Origin of the sequence: Clostridium culturomicium (assembly GCF_000821305.1) — a bacterium.
Classification (GTDB): domain Bacteria; phylum Bacillota; class Clostridia; order Clostridiales; family Clostridiaceae; genus Clostridium_J; species Clostridium_J culturomicium.
Window position 1 is genome coordinate 132,364 of sequence record NZ_CCXK01000015.1, and the last position, 24,788, is coordinate 157,151.

Annotated in this window: 27 protein-coding genes and 1 other annotated feature; of the genes, 8 read left to right on the forward strand and 19 right to left on the reverse strand. The window is 31.5% G+C overall.

Features of this window, described 5'->3' with window-relative positions; translation table 11 throughout:
* Positions 1 to 27: 27 nt before the first annotated feature.
* The 10 genes from BN1075_RS07550 to BN1075_RS22495 form a co-directional block, all read right to left on the reverse strand.
* A complete protein-coding gene (locus tag BN1075_RS07550) occupies positions 28 to 567 on the reverse strand; it encodes a helix-turn-helix domain-containing protein (RefSeq protein ID WP_040192522.1) in 540 nt (179 codons plus the stop codon).
* A 400-nt stretch (positions 568 to 967) separates the two neighbouring features.
* Complete coding sequence (locus BN1075_RS07555; protein WP_040192523.1) at positions 968 to 1,249, reverse strand: hypothetical protein; 282 nt, start codon at positions 1,247 to 1,249, stop codon at positions 968 to 970.
* 47 nt (positions 1,250 to 1,296) lie between these two features.
* Entirely contained in the window at positions 1,297 to 2,112 is an 816-nt protein-coding gene (aroE, locus tag BN1075_RS07560) for a shikimate dehydrogenase (RefSeq protein ID WP_040192524.1), read from the reverse strand.
* 29 nt (positions 2,113 to 2,141) lie between these two features.
* Entirely contained in the window at positions 2,142 to 2,420 is a 279-nt protein-coding gene (locus tag BN1075_RS07565; protein WP_040192525.1) for a chorismate mutase, read from the reverse strand.
* 303 nt (positions 2,421 to 2,723) lie between these two features.
* Complete coding sequence (locus BN1075_RS07570; RefSeq protein ID WP_052406458.1) at positions 2,724 to 3,662, reverse strand: patatin-like phospholipase family protein; 939 nt, start codon at positions 3,660 to 3,662, stop codon at positions 2,724 to 2,726.
* 45 nt (positions 3,663 to 3,707) lie between these two features.
* Complete coding sequence (locus BN1075_RS07575) at positions 3,708 to 4,610, reverse strand: alpha/beta hydrolase (RefSeq protein WP_040192526.1); 903 nt, start codon at positions 4,608 to 4,610, stop codon at positions 3,708 to 3,710.
* 145 nt (positions 4,611 to 4,755) lie between these two features.
* Positions 4,756 to 5,517 (reverse strand): peroxide stress protein YaaA, encoded by a 762-nt coding sequence (gene yaaA / locus BN1075_RS07580; RefSeq protein ID WP_040192527.1) that lies wholly within the window; start codon positions 5,515 to 5,517, stop codon positions 4,756 to 4,758.
* 140 nt (positions 5,518 to 5,657) lie between these two features.
* Positions 5,658 to 6,380, reverse strand: a complete 723-nt coding sequence (locus BN1075_RS07585) for a pentapeptide repeat-containing protein (protein ID WP_052406459.1) — start codon at positions 6,378 to 6,380, stop codon at positions 5,658 to 5,660.
* A 156-nt stretch (positions 6,381 to 6,536) separates the two neighbouring features.
* Complete coding sequence (locus BN1075_RS07590) at positions 6,537 to 7,697, reverse strand: MFS transporter (RefSeq protein WP_040192528.1); 1,161 nt, start codon at positions 7,695 to 7,697, stop codon at positions 6,537 to 6,539.
* Positions 7,698 to 7,922: 225 nt separating this feature from the next.
* Entirely contained in the window at positions 7,923 to 8,039 is a 117-nt protein-coding gene (locus BN1075_RS22495; RefSeq protein WP_404988540.1) for a Kae1-like domain-containing protein, read from the reverse strand.
* Between the two features lie 152 nt (positions 8,040 to 8,191).
* Between BN1075_RS22495 and BN1075_RS07595 the strand changes: the two genes are divergently transcribed.
* Entirely contained in the window at positions 8,192 to 9,103 is a 912-nt protein-coding gene (locus BN1075_RS07595; protein WP_040192530.1) for a patatin-like phospholipase family protein, read from the forward strand.
* A gap of 49 nt (positions 9,104 to 9,152) precedes the next feature.
* Here BN1075_RS07595 and BN1075_RS20705 read toward each other — a convergent pair whose 3' ends face one another.
* Positions 9,153 to 9,713, reverse strand: a complete 561-nt coding sequence (locus tag BN1075_RS20705) for a TetR/AcrR family transcriptional regulator (RefSeq protein WP_052406460.1) — start codon at positions 9,711 to 9,713, stop codon at positions 9,153 to 9,155.
* A 167-nt stretch (positions 9,714 to 9,880) separates the two neighbouring features.
* Here BN1075_RS20705 and BN1075_RS07605 point away from each other — a divergent pair, with 167 nt between their 5' ends.
* Together BN1075_RS07605 and BN1075_RS07610 are read left to right on the forward strand one after the other, a co-directional pair.
* Positions 9,881 to 11,971: an efflux RND transporter permease subunit gene (locus BN1075_RS07605; protein ID WP_052406461.1), complete on the forward strand. Its 2,091-nt coding sequence runs from the start codon at positions 9,881 to 9,883 to the stop codon at positions 11,969 to 11,971.
* Between the two features lies 1 nt (position 11,972).
* Positions 11,973 to 13,832, forward strand: a complete 1,860-nt coding sequence (locus BN1075_RS07610; RefSeq protein WP_040192532.1) for a hypothetical protein — start codon at positions 11,973 to 11,975, stop codon at positions 13,830 to 13,832.
* Between the two features lie 91 nt (positions 13,833 to 13,923).
* Here BN1075_RS07610 and BN1075_RS07615 read toward each other — a convergent pair whose 3' ends face one another.
* Complete coding sequence (locus BN1075_RS07615) at positions 13,924 to 15,303, reverse strand: MATE family efflux transporter (protein ID WP_040192533.1); 1,380 nt, start codon at positions 15,301 to 15,303, stop codon at positions 13,924 to 13,926.
* Positions 15,304 to 15,513: 210 nt separating this feature from the next.
* Positions 15,514 to 16,566 (reverse strand): ribosome small subunit-dependent GTPase A, encoded by a 1,053-nt coding sequence (rsgA, locus tag BN1075_RS07620; RefSeq protein ID WP_148315477.1) that lies wholly within the window; start codon positions 16,564 to 16,566, stop codon positions 15,514 to 15,516.
* Between the two features lie 677 nt (positions 16,567 to 17,243).
* Positions 17,244 to 17,446 (forward strand) — a binding site (T-box leader).
* 63 nt (positions 17,447 to 17,509) lie between these two features.
* Here rsgA and serS point away from each other — a divergent pair.
* Positions 17,510 to 18,787: a serine--tRNA ligase gene (gene serS, locus BN1075_RS07625; RefSeq protein ID WP_040192534.1), complete on the forward strand. Its 1,278-nt coding sequence runs from the start codon at positions 17,510 to 17,512 to the stop codon at positions 18,785 to 18,787.
* Between the two features lie 160 nt (positions 18,788 to 18,947).
* Here serS and BN1075_RS07630 read toward each other — a convergent pair whose 3' ends face one another.
* Positions 18,948 to 19,640 carry a cyclic nucleotide-binding domain-containing protein gene (locus BN1075_RS07630; RefSeq protein WP_040192535.1) on the reverse strand — a complete coding sequence of 231 codons (693 nt, stop codon included), beginning with the start codon at positions 19,638 to 19,640 and terminating at the stop codon, positions 18,948 to 18,950.
* Between the two features lie 131 nt (positions 19,641 to 19,771).
* Here BN1075_RS07630 and BN1075_RS07635 point away from each other — a divergent pair, with 131 nt between their 5' ends.
* Positions 19,772 to 20,194 (forward strand): DMT family transporter, encoded by a 423-nt coding sequence (locus BN1075_RS07635; RefSeq protein WP_040192536.1) that lies wholly within the window; start codon positions 19,772 to 19,774, stop codon positions 20,192 to 20,194.
* A gap of 11 nt (positions 20,195 to 20,205) precedes the next feature.
* Positions 20,206 to 20,688, forward strand: coding sequence for a DMT family transporter (locus tag BN1075_RS07640; RefSeq protein ID WP_040192537.1), 483 nt, complete (start codon positions 20,206 to 20,208; stop codon positions 20,686 to 20,688).
* A gap of 72 nt (positions 20,689 to 20,760) precedes the next feature.
* Here the strand turns inward: BN1075_RS07640 and BN1075_RS07645 are convergent, their stop codons facing one another.
* On the reverse strand, positions 20,761 to 21,372 hold the full coding sequence (locus BN1075_RS07645) for a DUF488 domain-containing protein (RefSeq protein ID WP_040192538.1): 612 nt from the start codon (positions 21,370 to 21,372) through the stop codon (positions 20,761 to 20,763).
* A gap of 111 nt (positions 21,373 to 21,483) precedes the next feature.
* On the opposite strand from BN1075_RS07645, the gene BN1075_RS07650 reads away from it, so the two are divergent.
* Both BN1075_RS07650 and BN1075_RS07655 read left to right on the forward strand, forming a co-directional pair.
* A complete protein-coding gene (locus tag BN1075_RS07650) occupies positions 21,484 to 21,969 on the forward strand; it encodes a hypothetical protein (protein WP_040192539.1) in 486 nt (161 codons plus the stop codon).
* Positions 21,966 to 22,511, forward strand: a complete 546-nt coding sequence (locus tag BN1075_RS07655) for a permease (protein WP_040192540.1) — start codon at positions 21,966 to 21,968, stop codon at positions 22,509 to 22,511. The genes BN1075_RS07650 and BN1075_RS07655 overlap by 4 nt, the downstream gene beginning before the upstream one ends.
* A gap of 43 nt (positions 22,512 to 22,554) precedes the next feature.
* Here BN1075_RS07655 and BN1075_RS07660 read toward each other — a convergent pair whose 3' ends face one another.
* The 4 genes from BN1075_RS07660 to BN1075_RS07675 are packed head-to-tail and all read right to left on the reverse strand — an operon-like array spanning position 22,555 to position 24,774.
* A complete protein-coding gene (locus BN1075_RS07660) occupies positions 22,555 to 22,857 on the reverse strand; it encodes a DUF3784 domain-containing protein (protein ID WP_040192541.1) in 303 nt (100 codons plus the stop codon).
* A 40-nt stretch (positions 22,858 to 22,897) separates the two neighbouring features.
* Positions 22,898 to 23,224: a hypothetical protein gene (locus BN1075_RS07665; protein ID WP_040192542.1), complete on the reverse strand. Its 327-nt coding sequence runs from the start codon at positions 23,222 to 23,224 to the stop codon at positions 22,898 to 22,900.
* 28 nt (positions 23,225 to 23,252) lie between these two features.
* Positions 23,253 to 24,386, reverse strand: coding sequence for a DUF5808 domain-containing protein (locus BN1075_RS07670; RefSeq protein WP_040192543.1), 1,134 nt, complete (start codon positions 24,384 to 24,386; stop codon positions 23,253 to 23,255).
* Between the two features lies 1 nt (position 24,387).
* A complete protein-coding gene (locus BN1075_RS07675) occupies positions 24,388 to 24,774 on the reverse strand; it encodes a GntR family transcriptional regulator (RefSeq protein WP_040192544.1) in 387 nt (128 codons plus the stop codon).
* Positions 24,775 to 24,788: the final 14 nt, after the last annotated feature.

The window sequence follows — 24,788 nt, forward strand, 5'->3', positions numbered from 1 at the left end:
ATAATAAATTCTATTTTCCTTCTTCACTTAGAAAGAAGGTGGTGTACTTACCCATATTACCGTTGCCTCAGTTTTCCCTGCATTTTCTATGTAGTGATTAGCCTTAGGCTTGAAATAAAAGCTTTCTCCCTTACGTATTCTATATACCTTATCTCCCAAATGAAGATTAATAATACCATGTAAAACCAGACCAAATTCTTCACCTTCATGAGGTTCTTCCTCTTTATATCTTCCCTTTGGTTCTAGTATCAACATTATAGGTTCCATTTCATTCTTTTGAGCATCAGGTACAAGCCATTTTAATCTATATTTTAAATCTTCATCTTCCGTTTCAAACATATCATCATCGGTAAACTTAACTCTTTCATTAACCTTTTCACTGAAAAACTCATTTAAGTTTGTTCCTAGAATTTGAAGTATGTCCATCAATGTAGCTATTGAAGGTGATGTAAGATCATTTTCAATTTGGGAGATGAATCCCTTAGATAATTCACATCTATTCGCAAGCTCTTCTTGGGTTAATTGCTTCTCAATTCTAAGCCTTTTAATCTTCTCGCCAATTTGCACAATTACACCTCCACTTTGTGTATTATATCTAAACTTTAGGTTTATTTTTACTAAACAAACAATATTATTTTATAGCTATCTACATGAAAAATCAATATATTTCTAAAACTTTTTTGAAATTTTAAGATTTTTTTTATCGTCCTTAGCCTTGATTCTATCTGACTCTTACTCAAAATGGTTTATATTAAAATATCCTATGTTTAGTAATACTAAGTATTTACTCAAAAATCATCGCTTTTTTATTTTTCTCACATAATTAAAGTTAAATTTAAAATTAAGTTTAATTATACTAAGGAAAATAAATACTATACTTTATACCACTTGGAATAACTAGTGTTTCATTAATATAAAATAAAAAGACAGTAAAACCATCTATGGTTTTACTGCCATCTTAATCCCATTAATTATATTGTTCAATTTCCTCAATAACCCTATCAAACTCTCTTACTTCAACCCAGTCATATAGGTTTATATTTTCTTTACTATGGAAGGTTTTAAAATCCTCTATAGCAACCGTCTTCTTTATTTTTTCCTCTATTTCAATAGCCATAAACTCATTGTTACAATCACATATTTCAGTGATTTCACCAAATTCTATTTCCTCATCTCCATAGTAGAAAATAACTCCACTTGCCGTAAGCCTATTAAATAAATCAATTAACTTTTCCTTAAGACTATCCACTTTAATTCCTTCCTTCAAGTGATATGCTTTTTTGCTTATGTATATTTCTAACTAAACTCTCTATTTAAAATTTCGTAAATATCCTTTATAACTTGCTCATCAATTCTTCTTTTCTGCCATATCTCCTGCTGCCTTACCCCTTGACCAATAAGCATGTTTAAGCCACCAACAACTTTTTTACCTAACGCTTCAGACTTACTCATTAATATAGTCTTTGATGGATTATAAATTAAATCTACTATAGTGTCATATTTACTAATAATCTCATCTTCTATTGGGCATGCGTCTTCATTAGGAAACATACCAATAGGGGTAGCATTTATTAAAACCTCACCACTAATGTTTTTAAGCTGGTTATAGCTGATTATTTCCAAATTATCTTCTTTTATTCCTTTTGCATTTTCTGGTGTTCTACTTACAATGTAAATTTTATTAACTTTATTATCCTTTAAGTACTGTAGTACAGCTTTTGTTACTCCACCATTTCCTAATACTACTACTGTCTTACCTTCTAGCTCTACTTTATTTGTTTCTATCAAATGACCAAAACCAAAGTAATCAGTATTGTACCCATGAAGCTCCTCACCATCTAAAGCAATAGTGTTTACTGCTCCGATTTTTTCCGCCTCAGGTGAAATTACATCTAGATGTTTCATAATAATAGATTTATATGGAATTGTTACACTTACACCTTTTATTTTCAAAAGTTTCATCGCTGAAACAAACTCCTCAACTTTTTCTCTTGGAACTTCGAAAAGTCTATAGGCTCCTTCAACTCCAATTTCTTCAAATATCATATTATGTATTCTTGGTGATAGACTATGTCCTAATTTTTCACCTAAAACTCCGTAAAATTCAACCATAAATAGTACCCCTTCTCCATGCTTTTTAGTTACTTAAGCCTCTTAATTACTTCTTTCTGCAGTTCCCTGCTAAGCTCCATTATTCCAATAAAAAATCTTCTTGCTAATATTTCATATCTATCATCTTTTAATCTATGTACATTGTTTGAAATAACTTGAGACTCTCGCTCACCATTATAAATTGGAAGGTTATTTTCAGCTTTGTACTCTGCTACTTTAGCAGCTACATTCATTCTTCTCTCAAACAGCTCAATAAGCTGCTGGTCTATTTCATCAATTTCTTTCCTACAATTCTCTAATTCATTCATTATTGTCACAACCTCTCTAAATTAATATATAATTCTTTAGGTTACTAATGAGTATATAAACATATAATTTATAAAACCCATTTATACTTTAATACACATCTAATTATCATTAGAAAGTGTTCCTTTATAATAATACCACTTATATTTTTAATTTCTAGTTTGTTTATAGTAATTTAATTTTGTAAACCTTCTCGAATTTTGCAAAAATTTTATAAAAAAATCATTAAATATCTAATAAATTTAGTAATTTCAATAACAAAGAGCTATTTGATACTTATGTCTCAAACAGCCCTCAAAATTATATTAACTTATCTTTGAAAATACCTTATCCTTAAAACTAACCACGGCCTTAGTAAGCCAGCTTCTGTTTTCTTCTTCTATTCGCTTTCTCTCTGCTTCTTCTTTTTCTAAGTTCTCTTTATATTGATGAATTGCTAATGCAAAAATAGGTTCAAGAAGATTCTTCGTGTCCTCATATCCTCTTTCAATTCTTTTATCTTTAGCTTCTTCATCAAGATTCAACAAGCCTTCTAAAACCTTATTCTCCATTTCTGATGGGACAATAGAAATTATTTTAGCCTTTGGGAATAGTTCTCTTTCAATTTTAGCTTCTTTAGATAAAAGAACCGCGATTATAATATCACATTTTTCATCATAAAGAGGTTTAATCGGAGTATTGTCAACTAGCCCACCATCTAAATATTTTTTTCCTAAAATCTCTGCACTTTCATAAATCATCGGCAAGGATGATGATGCTAAAATCATATCTCTAGCAGTTTCCTCATCATAATCATTAATTCTAAAATACTCTGCTTTAAATTCTGTTGTTTCAGTACATGAAACGTAGCAGTTTACCCCTGTTGATTTAAGTTTCTGGAAATTCATATACTTACTTATCATTTCTATGGCTCCATCCCTCGGCACATCTCCCTGCTCGAGGAGCTTTGGCATATGTTTTCTCACTACCTCTAAAGTTCTACTACCTATTGCTAATGTAACACCTTTTTTAATTAATTCCTTATTATTTATAGGTAGAAGCTTTTCTAAGGTTACTTCCTCCCACATCTTTAAGGCTTCCTCATAATCATTTTGAGCGAAAAGCATGGCATTCATCGCACCTATTGATGCACCTGATACCGCTGTGACATACTTATCAATACCTAACTCCTTAATAGCCTTCCAAACACCAAGTTCATAGGCGCCCTTACCTCCACCACCTGATAACACTAAACCTACTTTCATCTTGTAATGCTCCCCCTTACAAAAATCTCTTACTACAATATTAATTTATATATTCTCATTGATAAATCTTGAAACTACCTCTTCATATATATTTTTATCCTTGCTATAACAAGTATTATGCATTCCATCCTTCACAATATATATAGCCTTATGGTCCTTTTTTGCCCTATACATATCTATTCCCATTCTACATGGTACTAACTCATCCATATCCCCATGAATAAATAGTATTGGTATATTACTACCTTTAACTATGTCAATTGGACGTACATCCTTCATTCCAAAACCACACTTACTCTTAATTTTTCGACAAGTTAGCTTATAGAACGGAAATACAGGTATCTTGTGTTTGTGCAGCTTACTTTTCAAAAGTTCTTCAGCGTCAGAATATCCTGCTTCAGAAATTATAAACTTAACTTTGCCTTCTCCTTCACCAGAATATAGCAGTGCAGTTGCCGCACCCATAGAATGTCCATGAATTCCTATAACACAATTGCCACCAAACTTTTCAATCATTAAATTAACCCATAAGTTTAAATCCCTTACCTCATAACTCCCATAAGTAGTATATTTACCTTCACTTTCTCCATGACTTCTTTGGTCAACAAGAAGTATATTAAACCCCTTCTCTATAAAAAAATCAATGTACTGGCAAGACCTATGATGATCAACACTATATCCATGCAGAAAGATTATTATTGAATTACTTTCTTTATAGCACTCCAAATAATGTGCTGTCAGCTTAAATCCATCATCACTTTTAATAGTTAATTTTTCAAACTGCTGCTTATAATAATGTTTTCTATCATAAACATTAGTGTACTCCATAAGTCTAAAAATTTCATCACTGGACCTTTTTTTCTCTAAAACTGCATACCCAAACATTATATCTCTAGCTTTTATTAAAAATATTATAAACAACATTACAATTAATGTAAATAAAAGCATTTCACTTTTCACCTCTAACTCATAACTTTTGTATCAAATCATAGATTTAGATTCTTATTTATATAAAAAAGCCTGTATTTAATACAAGCTTTTTTATTTTCTTAGAGTTAGTAATGCCCTATTTATTTAAATTGTAATTACATAACTACCTAGTAAATACTATATTATTTTCTACGCTCAGTTCTTCACTAAATACGTATCCATCTTCATTAAATTTCTTCACCTCTTCAATAGAGTCAATCCCATTTTTTATTATGTAGGATACCATCGCCCCTCTTGCTCTTTTCGCATAAGTTCCAATAACTTTAAATTGTCCACTTCTGTTTTCTTTAAATTCAACATCAAAGATTTCTATATCTTTTAGTTTATTTCTATCTAAAGTTTTTGAATACTCTAAGGAAGCTAAGTTTAAAATAACTTTCTTCTCCTGCTTACTTACATCCTCCAAAATATTGTCAGTTATTTTTTCTGTCCAGTATGAATATAAGTCCTTATTTCTAGCACTTTTAACCTTCGTAGCCATTTCAAGTCTATATTCCTTTATTTTATCTAACGGCTTTAAAACACCATATAACCCTGATAAAATTCTAAGATGATCTTGAGCAAATTCAACCTGTTCTTCTGAATAATCAAAAGGATTCATAGATTTATACACATCTCCACTAAAACTAAAAAGAGCTTCTTTGCTAATCCCTTCCTCCTTATGAAAATTCATATATCTATCATAATTTATTTCAGCCAGTTTCTCACTAATCTTCATAATCTTCATTAATTCCTCTTGGCTATAAGTTTTTAATATCTCTGCTAATTCCATTGCTTCTTCCAAAAATACTGGCTCTGTTGCTTTATTTATTCTATACTCTCTCTGCATATCCAGAGATTTTGTTGAAGATATTATAGTTATCATACTTTTCTCCTTTTAATCTTTAAATTCGCCTCCCAAAAGTGACAATCCAAATCTTCGCTTTGGTCAGTGGAACTTCCACTATGTGCATCTATGATTTGTCTAATGCAAACTTACTCATTCGAATGCATATGGGAATGAGTTTACTTTATAACAATCCCCATAATCTTTGATAATGATAATGCCTGCATAGGAGTAACGATAATTCCATATAAATCCCTGACCTCACCAATTAATCCCTCAATATCACAAGAGGTAAAATCTATTCCCTTTACCCCTGCCTTTGAAATATCAAACCTTCTCATAGTTACACCATTAAATTCTACCCCTGAAACTTTGCAGCTCTCTATACTGCCGCTATTTAATGTGCTATTTTTAATCTCTACATTCTTTAAAGCTGCAAATGCAAAGTTAGCGTAATCACAATTACATTCCTCAATTTTCACATTTTGAAGGGTGCTGTCAGCAAAATTAGCACCAACTAATTTACAATTTTTAAATTCAACCCTATGAATTATCCCATTACTAAAATCCACATTAGATAAATCACAGTTTTCAAAAATAACATCTGTCAAATCTATATGTCTAAGCTTTGAATTAGTTATATTTACATTCTTAAAAATACACTGTGAAAATTCAACATGCTCTGCAATCTGATCATACATATCGCAGCTATCAAAATGTATTTCCTCATAAAGTTCATCATCCTCTAAATTTCTATCCAAAATATCAATAAGCTTTAAATCCTCAATTATCTTTGGTGCTATTACCTTGTTTATTACTTTTTTACCCATAATCATTTCACAGAAGTTAAGCTTCTGTTTTCCTCCACCCTGAAATATTCTAAATAAATTATATAATAGCATCTGAAAATATAAAACCTCTTATAAAAAATCTATAAAAATTAAAAAAGGAACAAAGCACACTTGCTTCATTCCTATTAAACGTATTATTATCTATTATCATCATCTTTATTATTATGGTCGTCTACATAATTAATATCATCTGCTTATATATACAAATTATTTTTCAACCTTTGGTACCTTTTTTGTGTTTAAATAAAATTTCATGGGAATTAAGGCTAAAAAGTTTAATATTAGGCATAGAATTAATGCTGACTCTAATGATATCTTTGCTGCTGTGGAAATGATTATATTTAACAATGCTGCAGTTATATTAGACATCATTGCATATACCGAAAGAATTGTAGCTCTCTGCTGCGTTGATATGCTTTGATTTTTTATAGTTTCAGTGATTGGCTGCGTTATGGCAAAAGCCCCTTCAATGCTAAAGATTAAAGAAATTGTAACAATGGCAATACGGCTTTTTATCAATACTAAGTTGCATATAATAACAAAACACAAAGCACCATTTAATAATTTTTCTTCTCCAATCTTTCTTTTGACTTTATGAGCTCGTACTGATATAAAAGTTGCAACCTGCATTAAAGCTGTAAGAATTCCAAACCACTGCATATTAATTCCACTCTTAATATACAGTGGCTGATTGAAAAAAACACATATGCTATGAGTCGTCTCACTTAAAACTGCTACTGCAATAATAAATCCAACAATTCTTTTATTTGAAGCAGCCAATTGCAGATTTTTTACTATACTCTTAATGTCACACTCATCATGCCTTTCAATTTGATGACTATCCTTTAAAGCAAAGCTTAATAAAAAGGCCAACGCATATGGAATTATGGTCGCAAAAGCTAATAAATCAATTGATATTTTAACTAAAATCCCACTAAACAAAGCTGATATCAAAAATCCAGCTGTACTCATTGCTCCATAAATACCAAACACTCTATCACTTTCTGATTTGTCAATAGACGAATAAATTAAAGCACTATCACAACCTGATATTCCTGAAATAGCAATTGCCGCTGCTATTGACTCCATTAAAAATCCTAGAAATGAATGTGCTAAAGAAAAAATAATCTTGGACACTAAAAATATCCCATAGGAAATTATTAAGGTTTTCTTATACCCAATTTTATCTCCGATGATACCCCATGGAATCTCAAAGACTAACATAAGAATCATGAAGATACTTTCAAGTAAAAAAATCTCACTTAAGCTAATACCTCTAGCTTCTCTAAAAACCACTGAGAATGTTCCATAAAAAACTATTCCCTGCAGAAAAGAAATAGCATATAATATATATTTATTATTTTTCATAACCGTCCTCCTATTAATTACACGACAAATAAACCTATATAGAATAGGCATTTTAAATTATTGCTCCATCAGTCTTGTAATCAATGGTTAAGTGCGGCCATTATGGCATTCCCCTTTCTAAGTACATTTTAATTTATAAATATTATAACTTACCTTATGACTGTTTTCAATTTATTACATATTGATATATTTTTGGTAAAACATCTCCATAATTCATATTCTTCCTCAAAAACCTAATAAACTTGCAACTCCATCAAATAATCTACCCATGCTTGAGCATAAACTGTACCTTTTTTTATTTTCAATACTCATTAATACAACATCTATATTCTTATTACTCATAACACATCTCCAAATCTATTTTTATAAATATATTCTAATAATTTTCATCTATGTTTTATTTCTATACGTTTTAATAATTAATCACCATTAATCTCTAAGGCTAATAAACTAATATTATAATATTATAATTTTATATTTATTGGAGGTGCTTTATGGCTCCTTTTAGAATTATCTCCTTTGATGGCGGCGGAATAAGAGGTGCCCTTTCAACCCGGATTTTAAAACGATTATGTGAAAAATATCCTGAACTTTTAAATAAAACTAGTCTTTTTGCTGGAACCTCAACAGGTGCCTTAATTGCACTAACTCTTGCCTCTGGCAAAGACAGTGAGTTTATAGATACCCTCTATAATTATGAAAATATCAAAACCATATTCACTCCTGCTCACTTTAACCCATTTAGACCTAAGTACAGTAATAAAAATCTAAAACATATGCTTTCTTCCGTCTTCCCTGAAAACCTAACAATTGGAGAACTCCCTAAATATGTATTCGTACCTGCATTCAATGTAACAGGGTATACCGCAAATTCATGGCAATCAGTTTTTTTTAATAACTTAACTAAAGGGGAGCTTTCAAATGCCAAAGTAATAGATGTTGCCCTTGCAAGTTCCGCAGCTCCAACTTATTTTCCATCACATAAAAACTTTATTGATGGTGGTGTAATAGACAATAGTCCATCTGCATCTTCTATGATATCTACGCTTAAGATACTTAAACCCAAACATAGATTATCTGATTTTCGTGTTCTATCTATTGGTACGGGGCAAACCTTAGATTCTATAAAAAACAGCACCAGCACATGGGGTGCCCTTCAATGGGCGTTATATCCAACAACTAAACTGCAATTACCCCTAGTTTCAATTTTATTGATGAATGGTATACCTTTAGCTGATATGTACTGTCAAGAATTAATCGGAATGAACTATCATCGCATCAACCCTCTCCTTAATAATGAAGTTCCCATAGATGACTACAAAAAGGTACCTTTTCTCAAAACCGCTGTAGATAACTTAGATTTATCGGATTGTTATCGCTATATTGAAAATTATTTTTTTAAGTAATAAAAGGTGTATTGTGATTGAGTTGAAACTCTCAATCACAATACACCTTTTATATACTATTCAATACAGCAACCGTTGCATTAACCATAACCTTTTGAACTTCATCAATGGGAAGCTCCATATTATTACAAATCCATTGTGAAATAAGGTTTGCACCAGCTCCAATTATATATTGAAATACGCACTCTATTTCTATATCTGATGCATATGGCTTAGATGCTTTTATACCATTAATTATTGTGTCCTTTAACAAAAAAGTTACTTCATCCACTGCACTCTGAGTATATCCACTTTTTTGCATAACCCTCAATAAATTTTTATTTCCTTGAATAGCTTTAAGGGCTTCTGAAAATATGTTTTCTACATTAAAAACCTGGTTAACCTCCATAGTTTTTTTTATTTCTGCAAAAAAAGAACCTTTTATTTGTAAAAATAAATCTGGTACATCTTTATAATACTTATAAAAAGTCCCTCTATTAACATCAGCAACATTACATACTTCAGTAACCGTAATAGAATCAAGTGGTTTATCATCTAAAATCTTTAAAAATGCCTCCTGAATTGCTGCTTGAGAATATTTTGAACGACGATCTAAATGTGAACTTACCATGAATTTCTTCCTCCTAATGAACAATTCTTAATAAATTGTCTATAAACATACAAAAGCTTGCCATATTAATTATTGTTTTGAATTTATAACATAATTATAATAAACACATGTATATTAGTAAACAATTGTTCATTAAAATTCAAATGTTCACAAGGAGGAATTACAAATTGAATCTTCTATCTAACTTTATTGTTAAAAGAAAAAAACAAATTATTATATTTTTTATACTGGCTATGTTCATTTGTGCAGGCTTATTCTTCATTGTTCCCATCAATTATAATATGACTGATTACCTGCCTGATGAAGCTAACTCAACTGTAGCACTAAATATAATGGAATCTGAATTTGAACAAGCTATTCCAAACCTAAATGTAATGGTTGAAAATTTAACCATTATAGAGGCATTAAATCTCAAGGATAAAATATCAAATGCAGATTACGTAAAAGAAGTACTTTGGCTTGATGATACTATGGATTTGAAAATTCCATTAGAAATGCAGAGTACTAAAGATGTTGAAGCTTATTACAAAGACTCTACCGCACTTTTTATGGTTACCGTAGAGGATGGAAACGAACAGGCTGCAATAGCTGCAATTGAAACCACCATAGGAAAAGACTGCTTTATATCTGGTCCAGCAGCTGAACAAGCAGATGCTCAAAAGACTTCATCTCAAGAAGCAATAAATTCTATTATAGTTCTTGTCCCATTAATTATTTTAATCTTAATTCTAGCTACTACAAGCTGGATTGAACCAATTTGCTTTTTACTTACAATGGGAGCAGCAGTACTTATTAATTTAGGTACAGGATATTTCTTAGGGGGTATATCCTTTGTTACCCTGGCTGCAGCCCCAGTACTTCAATTAGCTGTTTCATTAGACTATGTAATATTTTTATCTCATAGCTTTAATGGTTTTAAGGAAGCTGGAATAGATCCTGTAGAAGCCATAAAATTATCTATTTCCAAATCCGGTAAAGCCATTTCATCAAGCATGTTAACTACCCTGTTTGGATTTCTAGCTCTAATGTTTATGCAGTTTAAAATTGGTTCAGATATGGGACTAAGTCTTGTAAAGGGAGTCACTATAAGTTTTATTTGTGTAATGACTTTTCTTCCAGCCTTACTTTTAGTTTGTAGCAAGTGGATAGATAAAACTAAACATAGACCCTTCATTCCAAATTTTAAAGGTATAGGAAATAAACTTGTAAAATTAAGTATTCCTTTTATGATTTTGATAATTATAATTACTATTCCAAGCTTCTTAGCTCAAAAGGAAAATAATTTTTTCTATGGTGCAACTGAAAATATTGTTGAAGGATCCCCTGCATATAAAATTGAGCAGGTTTTTGGTAAAACAAACTCTATGGTACTTTTAGTCCCTAGAGGCAACAGTTATAAGGAAACTCTTCTGGCTGAAGACCTAAAAAGAATAGATAACGTCACTGGTGTAATTTCATATTCATCAATGGTTAGCAATAGAATCCCTTCTGCTTTTCTAGATGATACTGTTGTAAGTCAATTCTATTCTGATAACTATTCAAGAATAATTTTATCATTAAACTGTGATTATGAAGGAACCGATTCATTCAATACAGTTGAAGCTATCCGTAATACTGCTGAAAAATATTATCCAGACAAGCATCTCACATGCGGTCAAAGTGCTAACATGTATGACATGAAAGTCTATATAGAGAATGATAATGGTGTCGTTAATTTAATTACGTTAATAAGTATATATCTGGTTTTAGCCTTGATGACCCGCAGCTGGCTTATTCCAATTCCGTTGATCTTTACAATTAAATGCTCCATCTGGCTTAACATGGCGCTCCCTTACTTTTTAGGACAAAATTTAAGCTATATAGGTTATTTAATTGTTAGTACTGTACAGATGGGTGCCACTGTTGACTATGCAATAATACTTACAGATCATTACATGGAAAATAGACAAACTATGTCAAAGGTTCCAGCAATGAAAGCTACTTTAGGAGAAGTCTTTGGAACAGTTCTTATCTCTTCAGTAACGCTATCTCTATCTGGCGTATGTATGAGTGGACTTTCAACTAACCCAATAGTTAAAGCTTTAGGTGTGCTTATGGGCAGAGGTGCCATTTTAGCACTTACTCTCGTGGTATTGCTATTACCAGCCTTAATTCTTTTAATAGATAAATTTATTCCATACACAACTCTAAAAGCTAACTTTTATAAAGAAAAAAATAATAAATCAGATACAAACTGTAATTTAGAGGAGGTCATTTAATATGAATTTCGGGAAAAAAACTCAGCAATATATCTCAGCAGCATTAGTAGCTTTACTTCTATCGACTACTTCAACAGCTACAGTATTTGCTTCTGAAAAGAACACTAATTCCTTTGTTAAGAATGAAAATGTATATGCAAAATTAAGTGCCGACGGTTCCTTAGGTGGTATTTATATTGTTAACGCCTTCGATGTAAAAACTCCAACTACCATAAAAGACTTTGGAACATATACCAAAATAGATAATCTTTCTTCTCCTGATAACTTAAACATAGAAAATAATATTGTAGAATTTGAGGCATCTGAAGGAAAGTTTTATTTTCAAGGTACTGCTGACACTAAGCTTTCCCTTCCTTGGAATATATCAATTGAGTATACACTAAATGGAAAACCTATTTCCTCAAAAGAACTTGCTGGACAATCAGGAGATTTAGAGATTAATATTAAGACTTCAAATAATCCAGCATCACAAAAGGTCTTCTATGATAATTACCTTATGCAGATATCTTTAGCTTTAGATTCTGATAACTGCACTGAAATAAATGCTAAAGGCGCCTCTATAGCTGAAGCCGGTACAAATCAAAATATCGTATTTACTTCAATGCCAGGCACTGACGGTAATTTCACAATAAAATCAAAGGTTAAAAATTTTGAAATGAGCGGAATTTCAATAGCAGCTGTACCCTATAACATGAGCATAGATATGGATGATTTAGGTATAGATGAAATGACCTCTGAGCTTACAACCTTAGCTGATGCAATACAGCTTTTAAACCATGGTACCCAACAATTAAGAGATGGAATGAGTGAATTAAGTAATGGCGGTACCTCATTAAAAGATGGTATTACTCAGTTAAATTCTGGACTTACACAGTTAAACAGTAATTCTGAAACATTAACCACAGCATCTACTCAAATTGGAACCGCCTTAAGCTTCATAAATACTGAATTATCTAAAGCTGACTTAAGTAGTATGTCAGAGGTTTCTAAATTACCTGATGCCCTTGATATGCTTTCTAAAGCTCTTGTTGAAGTTCAAAGTGGATTAAGCCAGCTTCATGAAGGGTTTAATACAGCTTATGGAACTCTAAATGCTTCAATTTCTTCCTCTCAAAATGAACTTACTCAAGAAGAAATGACAGCTCTTCAAGAAGCCATGGCAAGTGCTAATGACAATCCTACAGCTACTTCAATGTATCAAAAGTTACTAAAGTCTTATTCAGATATTAAAACTATTGAAGGTACCTTTAATGCTGTAAAACCAGCCTTTGAAGCTGTATTATTCTCCCTAAACCCCTCACCATCACCGGGTTTAGAAGGAACCTCTGTTGTTTATGGTATTGGACAAATTTCTGGAGGACTCAAGGAAATGCAACAGCAATTACAAACGGCCTTAGCCGGAAATAATATTGAAGATGCTATATCAATGCTTCAAGATGGTTTAAATGAATTATCAAACAGCTATGGTGACTTCCATGAAGGTCTTAAAGGTTATACTGATGGAGTATCAGTACTTGTCACTGGAAGCAATGAGCTTACAAATGGTCTTGGTGGGTACCTATCTGGTGTTAAGCAAGCTGAATCAGGTACCAACGACCTAGCTGACGGTGTCAAAGAATTAGCTGATGGAACTAAAGAAATACCTACTACAATTCAATCTTCAATAGATGACTTAATGTCTCAATATAGTGGTGGAAATTTTGAGCCAGTATCCTTTGTAGATGAAAGAAACACTTCTATTGGTTCAGTACAATTTGTAATCTCAACAGAAGGAATCACTATTGAAGAACCTGAACCAGTTATAAAAACTGAATCTAAAGAAAGCTTCTGGACAAAATTATTAAATCTTTTCAAGAAATAGTAGCATTGTAATTACAAAAACACTTTAAATATCTAAAATAAAAATCTCTCTAGAAATTTTCTAGAGAGATTTTCACTTCTGTAATATTTAATTAAGCCTCTTCTAATTCCATTACTGAAAAATCCCTTGTTACATCCCTCACCCATTTTCCACTAACTACTCTGAAAATAGCAACAACAGATTTAAATAGTTCATCTGCTTTTAGCACAAAGAATACTGGAACAATTGGTAAATCTAAAACAAAAGCTGCAAAGAAACCTCCTGGTATTGCAATAAGCCACATAAATATAATGTCATTAATCAAAACAAACTTGGCATCTCCACCGCCACGAAGAACCCCCATCATCATACAGGTTCCAACCGATTGGAATATAAGTATAATAGATGTTACGCTCATTATATCCATAGCAATTGCCTTTGTTTCCGCAGGCACATTGTATAAACTTACAACAAATGGTCTTATAGTATAAATGATTATCCCTGCCATAATTCCAACAATAAAACTGAAAATAGCAATTGTAAAGGCATACTCCTTAGCTTTATCCTTTCTGCCTTCCCCAATGGTATTACCAATAATAACTGAAGTTGCATTAGATATACCAAAAATAAATACAGTAACTAGCTGAAATGCCACACTATTAATAGTATTTGCAGCAACAATATCTGTTCCCATTTGTCCAACAACAACAGAAATCATAGATGAACCTGTAGACCATAATAATTCGTTGAATAGAACTGGTGAGCAAGTTCTCACATAATCCTCTAGTATAACCTTATCAACTCTTACTAAATGTTTAGGTCTTAACCTTATTTTATCCTCTACAAACACCATAAATATCATTACAATAGCAAATTCAGTGATTCTGGCAATTGTAGTTGCAAGTGCTGCCCCTTGTATTCCCATAGCAGGCGAACCTAAATTACCAAAAATAAATACCCAGTTAAAGAAGGCATTTACACAAAGGGAAACCGTGTAAACAACGATTGAAATCTTAACAGTTTTAACTGAACGAAGCATCATTATTGTACAGTTAGTTATTCCGTAGAACATATACCCTATACATACTATTCTTAAATAACTTGCTCCACCTGCAATTACCTCTGCATCATTAGAGAATATACTCATAAATTGAGTTGGTAAAAAAACTGCAATTCCAATAAAGATTAATACTATCCCAATACATACTCTGTACATTATAGATAGGATTTCATGTATAGTCTTTACATCTTCTTTTCCCCAATATTGAGATATCATAATATTTGACCCACTAGCAAGTCCAAACATTAAAATCATTAGAACAAAGAATAGGTTATTAGCTATAGAAACTGCCGCTAGAGGCACCTTACCTAAGGAGCCTACCATTAAAGTATCAATCATACTTACCGCAAAGGTAATTAAGTTCTGCATAGCAATTGGTATTGATATGCTAAATAAAAGCTTATAAAACCTCTTATCTGATGTTATCCTCATATTTATCCCCTCTTTTCCTCTTATTATTTTTTACAATAAAATAACCATACCTTTTGAAAGTATGGTTATTAGATTCTCATTATATATAAATTAAACTCACTTATAAGGATACCTTAATTACCCATATTTTTCAAGGATAATTCATGCTCAAACTAATATAATCGAAATTCTAAGTGCCTTGCAATTACAAGCATTAAAGATATCGTTAATTTATTTCCTAATTTTTTTCTGCGACTTTCTCTCATTTATTTTCTCCTTTGCAGCCCTTCTTTTTTCCTCATTCTTTATTTCCTTCATCAGCTTTTCATAACTTTTGAATCTGTCAATTGATAACTTGCCGCTTCCTATAGCTTCCCTAATAGCACACCTTGGTTCAGATTTATGGGTACAATCATTGAAATAACACTGCTGAGCTAAATCTTCAATATCACTAAAGGTTGATTCCATATCTCCCTGACTTAATTGTAACTCTCTCATACCCGGAGTATCAATTATTATTCCACCATCATCCATTACAAATAATTCACGATTTGTGGTAGTGTGTCTACCTTTATCATTAGAGCCTATATCCTTCGTACTCTGAATATCTTCTCGCAAAAGCTTATTAATAAGAGTGGATTTCCCAACCCCTGAAGACCCAATAAACACAACAGTTTTCCCTGCTCCAATTAAACCTCTTACCCCTTCAATTCCCTCTCCATTAAAAGCACTCACCGATATTATCTCACTCCCAAGAGCTACTTCTGCCAACTTCAATCGCTGTATTTCAACATCCTCATATAAATCAGCTTTAGTTAATATTATTACAGGCACTGCTCCACTATCCCAAGCGATATTTATATATCTTTCAAGTCTTCTCACATTAAAATCATGATTTAAAGACATAGTAATAAAAATCTTATCTACATTAGTAGCAAGAACCTGTTCCTCACTTTTTGCTCCTGCAACCTTTCTTGAAATTATTGTTTTTCTTTGTAAAATGCCATGTATAATACTATCTCCATTTCCAACCTCATCTATTGCTACCCAATCACCAACTGCTGGAAAATCTTTTTTATAGATAAGTTCATAATTCAGTTTACCTGAAATTATTCCATTAACCTCTCCTGATTCTGCTACTATTTTATATAAATTTCTATATTGTGCTGTTACTCTTCCCAAGGAATATTTATTAAAATCATTCTTCCACTGATTTAATATTTCCTCATTCAAGCCTAGTTTATATAACTTTTCAAATTCTTTTAAATTATTAATCGCTCCCACACCTTTCTTAAATACAACTCCAAATTCATCCTGGAGCCACCTAAATTTTTATTATTTTCATCTTTTATTAACCATTTAACTAAAACACTCTTCATCATAAAACATCACTCCTTCAAAAAATAATATAAGCTCAGATAATAAAGGACTTTATCTGCTTCAAAATAAATCATAAAAACCTTCAATTATGAGTTTCCTCATTTAAAAATTTATTTTTAAACGCAAAAAAACCTTGGCATAGCTAACTACTCCAAGGCAAGATTCCTCTTACTATTATCTAAGCTTAACTTCGACTAGCCAAATCAAAGATTTGGAGTCTTACTTAAAGAATTAAAATACTAATTATACTATAGGTCCGCTAATACCTATAATTGGAGCAGTTATATAATTATTTGATTTCATATTCATCATCTTTTTCATATAAAACAACTCCTTTCAAATTTAGCATAATAATTTTACCACTACATACATTATATACCTAATTTTAACTTTTGTTAATAGTCTTTATTATTTTACCCAATAATTTTTATATTTAAACTATATAAAAATCTAAATCTCCTAGGCCCAAAAATTTGAAAATACATCAGTATAAATAAAATTTTCTTGCAAATAATCATAATATAAATAAATCTTCTTGAAATTCCTTTTTAACAGTTATATAATTAACTCAAATAAAAATATATTTAGCGTTGATAAAAACTACGATTTATTAATTACTTTAGAGAGCTGATGGATGGTGCAAATCAGTGTAATTGTAAGTCTTTCCACTTTTGGAGCTATCAGTTAAAAGCTGAAGGTTAGTAACCTTTATATTACTATCGAGTGGCTGATTTTATTTTAATCAGCAATTTGGGTGGCAACACGGATTTCTTTCGTCCCATGGGTAGGATGAAGAAGTCTTTTTTTGTTTATAAAAATAAATATATCACTAAATGGAGGATGAAAAATGTTAGATTTAAGATTTGTTAGAGAAAACCCTGAATTAGTTAAAGAAAATATTAAAAAGAAATTCCAAGACAATAAACTAGAGTTAGTTGATGAAGTTATTGCCTTAGATGTTGAAAACAGAACACTTAAAGTTGAAGTTGAAAACTTAAGAGCTGATAGAAACAAGCTTTCAAAAGAAATTGGAAGCTTAATGAAGCAAGGCAAAAGAGAAGAAGCTGAAGCTATAAAAGTTAAAGTTGCAGAAGGAGCTGACAGAATAGCTGAGCTTGATAAAAAAGAAGCTGAAATTGAAGAAAGAATTAAAACAATAATGATGACACTTCCAAATATCATTGATCCTTCAGTTCCAGTTGGAAAAGATGATAGTGAAAATGTTGAAGTTGAAAAATTCGGTGAGCCAGTAGTTCCTGAATTTGAAATTCCATATCACACAGAAATAATGACTAAACTTAACGGTATTGACTTAGACGGTGCTAGAAAAGTTGCTGGAAGCGGATTCTATTACTTCATGGGAGATATTGCAAGAGTTCACTCTGCAGTTATTTCTTACGCTAGAGATTTCATGATAGATAAAGGTTTCACTTACTGCATCCCACCATACATGATTAGAAGTGAAGTTGTTACTGGTGTAATGAGCTTTGCTGAAATGGATGCAATGATGTACAAAATTGAAGGAGAAGATTTATACCTAATCGGAACTAGTGAACACTCAATGATAGGTAAGTTCATTGATACCATTCTTCCTGAAGCTTCTCTTCCACAAACTTTAACTTCTTATTCTCCATGCTTCAGAAAAGAAAAAGGAGCTCACGGTTTAGAAGAAAGAGGAGTTTATAGAATTCACCAATTCGAAAAACAAGAAATGATAGTTGTATGTAAACCTGAAGAAAGCAAAGAGTGGTTTGAAAAACTTTGGCAGTACACTGTTGAGTTATTCCGTACCCTTGACATTCCAGTTAGAACTATTGAGTGCTGTTCTGGTGACTTAGCTGACTTAAAGGTTAAATCTATCGACGTTGAAGCTTGGTCTCCAAGACAACAAAAATACTTCGAAGTAGGTAGCTGCTCAAACTTAGGAGATGCTCAAGCTAGAAGATTAAAAATTCGTGTAAATGGTGAGAATGGTAAATACTTTGCTCACACATTAAATAACACAGTTGTAGCTCCACCAAGAATGTTAATTGCCTTCCTTGAAAATAACTTAAATGAAGATGGAACAATCAATATTCCTAAAGCATTACAACCATATATGGGTGGAAAAACAATAATAAAATAATAAACCAATAAAATCATAAACAAAGGGGACTACATATGAAAGTAAATTTCTTATGTAGTCCCCTAATGTGTCTATGACCAAAATTCTTTAACCTAGCTGTAAAGCATCTACTCCATTAAAGCGTCTCTCTAATACACCTAAATATTGCTTTAACTATTTACTACATATAGATATCCGCAGCTAATCTTCTCAAGGTTTCTTCGTCTATAATCCTATATCCACCTTTTATCTTCTGCAAGAGCCCCTGATCCACCAACTTATTTAAAGTTCTTAGAAGATGTCTGTAACTTGTGCCAAGAAGCTCTGCAAAAGTAGTTAAATTTTCATTAAACTGAAATAACTTATCTTCCGCCTGAACCTTCTCCATTGTAGCAATAATATAGCTTGCAACTCTATTTTCTAAAGGATAAAGCAGATTAATAGTTCCATTTTTAGACGCTCGCTCAAGCTTATCTCCCAATGATGCACAAACACATCCCATTAGCCTCGAATCTTTTAATAATTCTTCCCTTACCTTATTAAGTGGTAGCGCTATACAATGAACCTCATCAATAACTACAGTATTGGTTGACGCTGGCTTCTGGCTAACCAATTCTAAATCTCCAAATAGCATAAATGGATAATAAAAGCATAAAAGTAGTGCTTTTCCGTTTTCTAAATTTATATATACTTTTGCCTTTCCCTTCACAAGAAAAAGCAAATGTTCTATGTATTCCCCATCTCTGCTAAGATACTCCCCTTTTTCAAAAGCTATCAATTCCATATATTCCTCTAAATTATTGGAAAACATCTCACTTATTCTATATTTTTTTATATATTTTTTTAGTAAACTCCTGCTATTTATCCTTTTCATTATATAAACCCCACTAATTTAGTTCTTATTATATTATCCTATTTATATTAAACCATTTAATATGACAAATGTCATATCTCACAACTCAATTTCATGGTAAATTTAAGAAAAATACAAAGGAGCCTAAAAATATGTACAATATTCTTTCCGTTATTCTTGGAGGACTCATTGCCATTATGCTTAGCTTCAACAGCATCTTGTCACAGCATATGGGCACTTATACATCAAGTGTAATAATTCATTCCGTCGGATTAATAACTATATTTATTATTTTAATAATTAAAAGATATAAAATTAACTTTAGAAGAGGGATTCCGCTTCTTCTATACAGTGGTGGTGCTATTGGAATTACAACTGTAATCTTCAATAATATTAGCATGGGTGCAATAGGTGCCACTCTCACAGTATCTCTTGGTCTTTTAGGTCAAGTTGTATCATCACTTATTATTGACCATTATGGACTTCTAGAAATGAAAATGGTTGAATTTAATAAAAAGAAATATCTTGGCCTTGGGATTATGATATTAGGTATTGTAATCATGACTTTTTACTAGGAGGTGTTATTATGATTTTTGCAGGATTCGTGGCGGTTCTCGCTGGAGTTTCTATAGTAGTTTCCAGAATAATAAATGCAAATTTAGGAGACAAAATAGGAGTTTTCTCAAGTACCTTTTTTAATTACATTGTTGGTTTTTCTATCTCTTTAATTATTCTGTTATTTACTAATGAGGTAACAACTATTCCAACCCTACCTTTAAATGAAGTCCCCTTTCTTGGGTATCTTGGAGGTTTTTTAGGTGTGATGGTTGTTTCACTTTCTTCCTTTGTTGCTCCTAAAACCTCTGCATTTTATATGACTCTATTCTGCTTTGTAGGTCAGCTTTTTGTTGGAATACTCATTGATTATGCATCCATGGGAGCTCTTTCTATAGGTAAAATCATTGGTGGAATTCTTGTGTTTATCGGCCTTGCCTACAACATAAATATTGATAAAAAGGCTTCTGACATAAAAACTAAAGTAGAAATTGAACAAACCATTACCAATTAAACAGCTTCCCTGAAAGCTGTTTGACATATTCATAAAAGGCTGTTGAAGAATACTTCAACAGCCTTTTATGGCTTATAAATGTTCAATCCTATAGCCAATTTCCTTATTAGCTAATCTATAGCCCTCTTCAATCATTTCTTGCTCTGACTTTTCACTTCCTAGTAATGAATCTATTGTCATCTGACTTCTATCCTTAAAATATTTTTCGAGAAGTGACTTCTCCATATCACTTTGTGAAGCAATAGAGTAATCATCTAAAATATGTTTTACTTCAAAGCCATAATCTCTAAGTGCTCTTCCTACTAATATACTTCGATGACACCTGTTTGGGTCCTGCATAGCACCCATTAAAGCAATTTTATAGCCTTTTTCCCATCCAACCCTGAGCCTTTCAATTCCTTTTTTGAAATCCTCCTCTAACACAACCCTTTCAAAATCAGAATATCCCTCGTCATAATATGAAACTTTATTTTCCCTTTTAGCCGCAAGTTCCTTAGCCATATAAATATAGATAAACCCAGCTTTTGTTAAAGTTTCCTTAATTGTTTCTTTATCAAACTGAATATTATATTTTGAATAAGGTGTACCTCTTATATCAACCACACAATCAATATGATAATACCTAAGCATATCAAGTAGCCTTTCAACTGTATAATTGGAATGCCCAATTGTATAAATCTCCATAAAATAAACTCCTTTCCTCATTTATTTTCATAATCCATTCATCTATCACAACTAAGTTTATATTTCATATTATAGTATTATCATTTAATAAACGAAAGCGGAAGTGATTTTATGACTGGACAAATCTTATATTATTTGGCTGCTATTTTGTTAATAATTTCATTTTTCAAGGATAGAGCTAAAACTATCAAAGCACTAAAGACTGCCCTTAAATCCTTTGAAGGTATAATGCCTCAATTCCTTGGAATTATCGTTACAATAGGAGTTATACTTGCAATAGTTAATCCTCAAACCATCTCTAACCTTATTGGTGAAAATTCAGGCTTTGTAGGCGTATTACTTTCCTCTATAATAGGTTCCATAACAATGATGCCAACATTTGTAGCCTTTTCAACAGGTCAAACCCTTTTACAAAATGGAGCTGGATACCCACAGGTAGGTGCCCTAATTGCAACCTTAACCATGGTTGGTATTATAACCTATTCACTTGAGTCCAAATATATCGGTAAAAAAGGTGCCTTACTCAGAAATTTATTAGCATTTTTCTTTTCCTTTATTGTTGCCCTCTTAATTGAAAAGGTGGTGAATCTATTATGATAGAAAAATTAACTTACTTAATAAAACGATATGCATTCTTTTTAATATCATTAGAAATTCTTTTAATAATCTACCTTTTTCATCCTGCCATTGCAATCAAAACATTTGAAAGTGCTTCTTCAAGCTTTATCCAAATGCTAGTAGTTCTACCACCTATAATGATTCTTCTAGGTCTTATTGATGTATGGGTTGCTAGAGAAACTCTGATGAAATACATGGGAAATGATTCTGGTATTATCGGAATATTTCTTGCCATGGCAATTGGATCTATAGCAGCTGGACCTATGTATGCTGCTTTTCCTTTTACAGCAGTACTTATAAAAAAAGGTGTTAAGTTTAGTAATGTAATTATATTTATGAATGCTTGGTGTGTAACGAAAATATCTACGCTCCTCTTTGAGATATCCGCTCTAGGATATAAATTTACCATTGCTAGACTTATAATTGATATTCCAGGTGTTATTATAATGGGATATCTTGTTTATCATTTAATGGGTAAAGATGAACTAACTAAACTCTATGACTCCTACTATGAGATTTAAATAAAAAAGCTGCCAAATCTGGCAGCCTTTTATCATATCTGTATTACTTTTTATATTTTTTATCACCCATTGTAAGAAGTATAATTAATAAAATTATTAATATAGTGTTTAAAACTACCACTCCCATAACCTTATTAAAAATAAACCCTGTAATAGTTAATAAAGTAATTAATACCCCTATAATTAATTCAGTTTTTCCAACCCAATTAATATAACCTTCTTCATTTTTTATATTCTTTATTTTGTAATCATTTATCAAACTAGTTTTCTTTTTATATTTTATAAGATATCCTATTATAATAAGTGAAATTCCTACTACCCCACTTATAATATAAAGTAACCACATAATAATACCCTCATTCCTAAATTTTAAGATAAATCATTACTCATGATTTTCCACACTTAAACATTTGATGATAAAATGCGATTATTAAGCCAAAAATTAATATAAATGCTTGTAACATCATCATAGCATTATGATACTTTGCATCAATAAATACGCTAATAATGGCAATTACTATTACACTTACCCCATTTACTAAAAGGTCTCTTCCAACAATTCTTGATACCTTTTCCTTATCGTGTTTTTCCTCATCAAAAAAGTTAAGCACATCTCCTATATTACAGAATCTAATTATAGCACCTAAACCGCTTATTATTCCACCACCCAGAAAAGCTATCATTAAAATACCTGTTAAATCACCTGGCTTCATATTTGTATCTCCTTTTAACCCAAGTTAACTATTTACTTATAGCAATGCTAATCAAAATATTAACTATTATAAATATAATTAATCCCACCATAGCAATCCATGACTTAGGATTAGCAAAGTTAACTGTCCAGCCTACTCCAATCCTCTTTTCAACCATCCATGCTGGGTCATTCTTATTGAAGTAAAAACCTCCAAGAATCCACTTATCATCATCATCCTTATAAAGCTCATCCTTTTCTTCAGTCTTTTGAAGGTTTCTTCCACCCTGTCCCATTCTTATAAACATAACCATGAAAGCAATCATAGTTAAAAACAATGAGATTACAAATATATAGTTTATTATTGTGATATCAAAATCCCAAAGAATTGAGCCTTGAATAACTGAAAACATAAGCATCATTTGAAGTGCTGTAACAAACATCATCATCGAACCTAATCTTCTAAACTTCTTCTTTCGAATCACTGTTCCTTCTATTGAGCCACTATTCAAATCAACCTTAGATTTATTAATCATTATATTTATACCATACATTAGAATTCCCATAAAAAATTGAGTTAATGGAAATTGAAATATTATTAACTTGCCTCTTAAGGTATGTGGCTTAACTACACCAAAAGTAGAATTAGAAATTTCCATAACCTGTGGAAGCTGATTGAACCTAATTAAAGTGAAGGTTCCCATAACAATAGGAAATGCTAATAATAGTAAAAACCATTTTGAATTTAAAGACTTAAATTTCTCATCCTTCTTAGGCTTTCTTAAAGTAGTATCTGTAACAACAACATTTCTTTTTTTATAAGTCCATCCATTTTCCTTTTTAAGCCTTTTAGCTTTAAAGTGATATATAATAAATATTACATTTGAAATGAGCATAGTTCCTATGGACATCCCTGCTACAATCCACTCCATAACCTCATTGTTTGACATATTCGCTTTTAAGCAAATAAAGTTCATCGCTATAAATAAAATTATATATACAATTGAAATTATTTTCTTATAGGCTTTGTCTAAATCAAGAAGCTCCTGCTCTCCAAAGTGCTCCATTGGAAATCTCACCCCAAAGAATATTCCATTATTAGATAATCTATTTAAAAAATAAGATACTAAAAATAAAACAATAACAAATGAGTTAACTGTAACCAGTCCTATAATCCTGTCCATACTAGTCATCTCCCTCTTCAAACTGCTTGAAGATAATATCAATCTTCTCTTTTAGAAGCTCTTTATCTATACCTCTATTATAACATTCTGCCATATAATAGGATAAATTGTAATCCAATTCCTCTTGGAATTTTTCCTCTGATAATTTTAAATCTAAAGAAATAAATGCGCCTCTTCTTCTGTCTATCTTTAAATATCCATCATCCTTCAGCAGAGAATATGCCTTATTAACCGTATGCATATTAACACCGATATCCTCTGCAAGTCCCCTTACTGAAGGAAGTTCCTCACCATCTTCAATTTTCCCCTTAGCTATTCCTTCTATAACTTGATTTTTTATCTGAAGATATATAGGTATCTCCGAATCAAAATCTATCCTTAAAATCAATTTCTCATCTCCTA

What these genes read in the sequence shown, in the direction of transcription:
- BN1075_RS07565 (WP_040192525.1), bottom strand. Translation starts at nt 2,420, where the DNA reads ATGAATGAATTAGAGAATTGTAGGAAAGAAATTGATGAAATAGACCAG.
- BN1075_RS22495 (WP_404988540.1), bottom strand. Translation starts at nt 8,039, where the DNA reads ATGAGTAATAAGAATATAGATGTTGTATTAATGAGTATTGAAAATAAA.
- BN1075_RS07590 (WP_040192528.1), bottom strand. Translation starts at nt 7,697, where the DNA reads ATGAAAAATAATAAATATATATTATATGCTATTTCTTTTCTGCAGGGA.
- aroE (WP_040192524.1), bottom strand. Translation starts at nt 2,112, where the DNA reads ATGGTTGAATTTTACGGAGTTTTAGGTGAAAAATTAGGACATAGTCTA.
- BN1075_RS20705 (WP_052406460.1), bottom strand. Translation starts at nt 9,713, where the DNA reads ATGGTAAGTTCACATTTAGATCGTCGTTCAAAATATTCTCAAGCAGCA.
- BN1075_RS07640 (WP_040192537.1), top strand. Translation starts at nt 20,206, where the DNA reads ATGATTTTTGCAGGATTCGTGGCGGTTCTCGCTGGAGTTTCTATAGTA.
- BN1075_RS07655 (WP_040192540.1), top strand. Translation starts at nt 21,966, where the DNA reads ATGATAGAAAAATTAACTTACTTAATAAAACGATATGCATTCTTTTTA.
- BN1075_RS07570 (WP_052406458.1), bottom strand. Translation starts at nt 3,662, where the DNA reads ATGAAAGTAGGTTTAGTGTTATCAGGTGGTGGAGGTAAGGGCGCCTAT.
- BN1075_RS07660 (WP_040192541.1), bottom strand. Translation starts at nt 22,857, where the DNA reads ATGTGGTTACTTTATATTATAAGTGGGGTAGTAGGAATTTCACTTATT.
- yaaA (WP_040192527.1), bottom strand. Translation starts at nt 5,517, where the DNA reads ATGATAACTATAATATCTTCAACAAAATCTCTGGATATGCAGAGAGAG.
- BN1075_RS07670 (WP_040192543.1), bottom strand. Translation starts at nt 24,386, where the DNA reads ATGGACAGGATTATAGGACTGGTTACAGTTAACTCATTTGTTATTGTT.
- BN1075_RS07630 (WP_040192535.1), bottom strand. Translation starts at nt 19,640, where the DNA reads ATGAAAAGGATAAATAGCAGGAGTTTACTAAAAAAATATATAAAAAAA.
- BN1075_RS07595 (WP_040192530.1), top strand. Translation starts at nt 8,192, where the DNA reads ATGGCTCCTTTTAGAATTATCTCCTTTGATGGCGGCGGAATAAGAGGT.
- BN1075_RS07610 (WP_040192532.1), top strand. Translation starts at nt 11,973, where the DNA reads ATGAATTTCGGGAAAAAAACTCAGCAATATATCTCAGCAGCATTAGTA.
- BN1075_RS07635 (WP_040192536.1), top strand. Translation starts at nt 19,772, where the DNA reads ATGTACAATATTCTTTCCGTTATTCTTGGAGGACTCATTGCCATTATG.
- BN1075_RS07645 (WP_040192538.1), bottom strand. Translation starts at nt 21,372, where the DNA reads ATGGAGATTTATACAATTGGGCATTCCAATTATACAGTTGAAAGGCTA.
- BN1075_RS07575 (WP_040192526.1), bottom strand. Translation starts at nt 4,610, where the DNA reads ATGCTTTTATTTACATTAATTGTAATGTTGTTTATAATATTTTTAATA.
- BN1075_RS07615 (WP_040192533.1), bottom strand. Translation starts at nt 15,303, where the DNA reads ATGAGGATAACATCAGATAAGAGGTTTTATAAGCTTTTATTTAGCATA.
- BN1075_RS07650 (WP_040192539.1), top strand. Translation starts at nt 21,484, where the DNA reads ATGACTGGACAAATCTTATATTATTTGGCTGCTATTTTGTTAATAATT.
- BN1075_RS07585 (WP_052406459.1), bottom strand. Translation starts at nt 6,380, where the DNA reads ATGCTATTATATAATTTATTTAGAATATTTCAGGGTGGAGGAAAACAG.
- BN1075_RS07665 (WP_040192542.1), bottom strand. Translation starts at nt 23,224, where the DNA reads ATGAAGCCAGGTGATTTAACAGGTATTTTAATGATAGCTTTTCTGGGT.
- serS (WP_040192534.1), top strand. Translation starts at nt 17,510, where the DNA reads ATGTTAGATTTAAGATTTGTTAGAGAAAACCCTGAATTAGTTAAAGAA.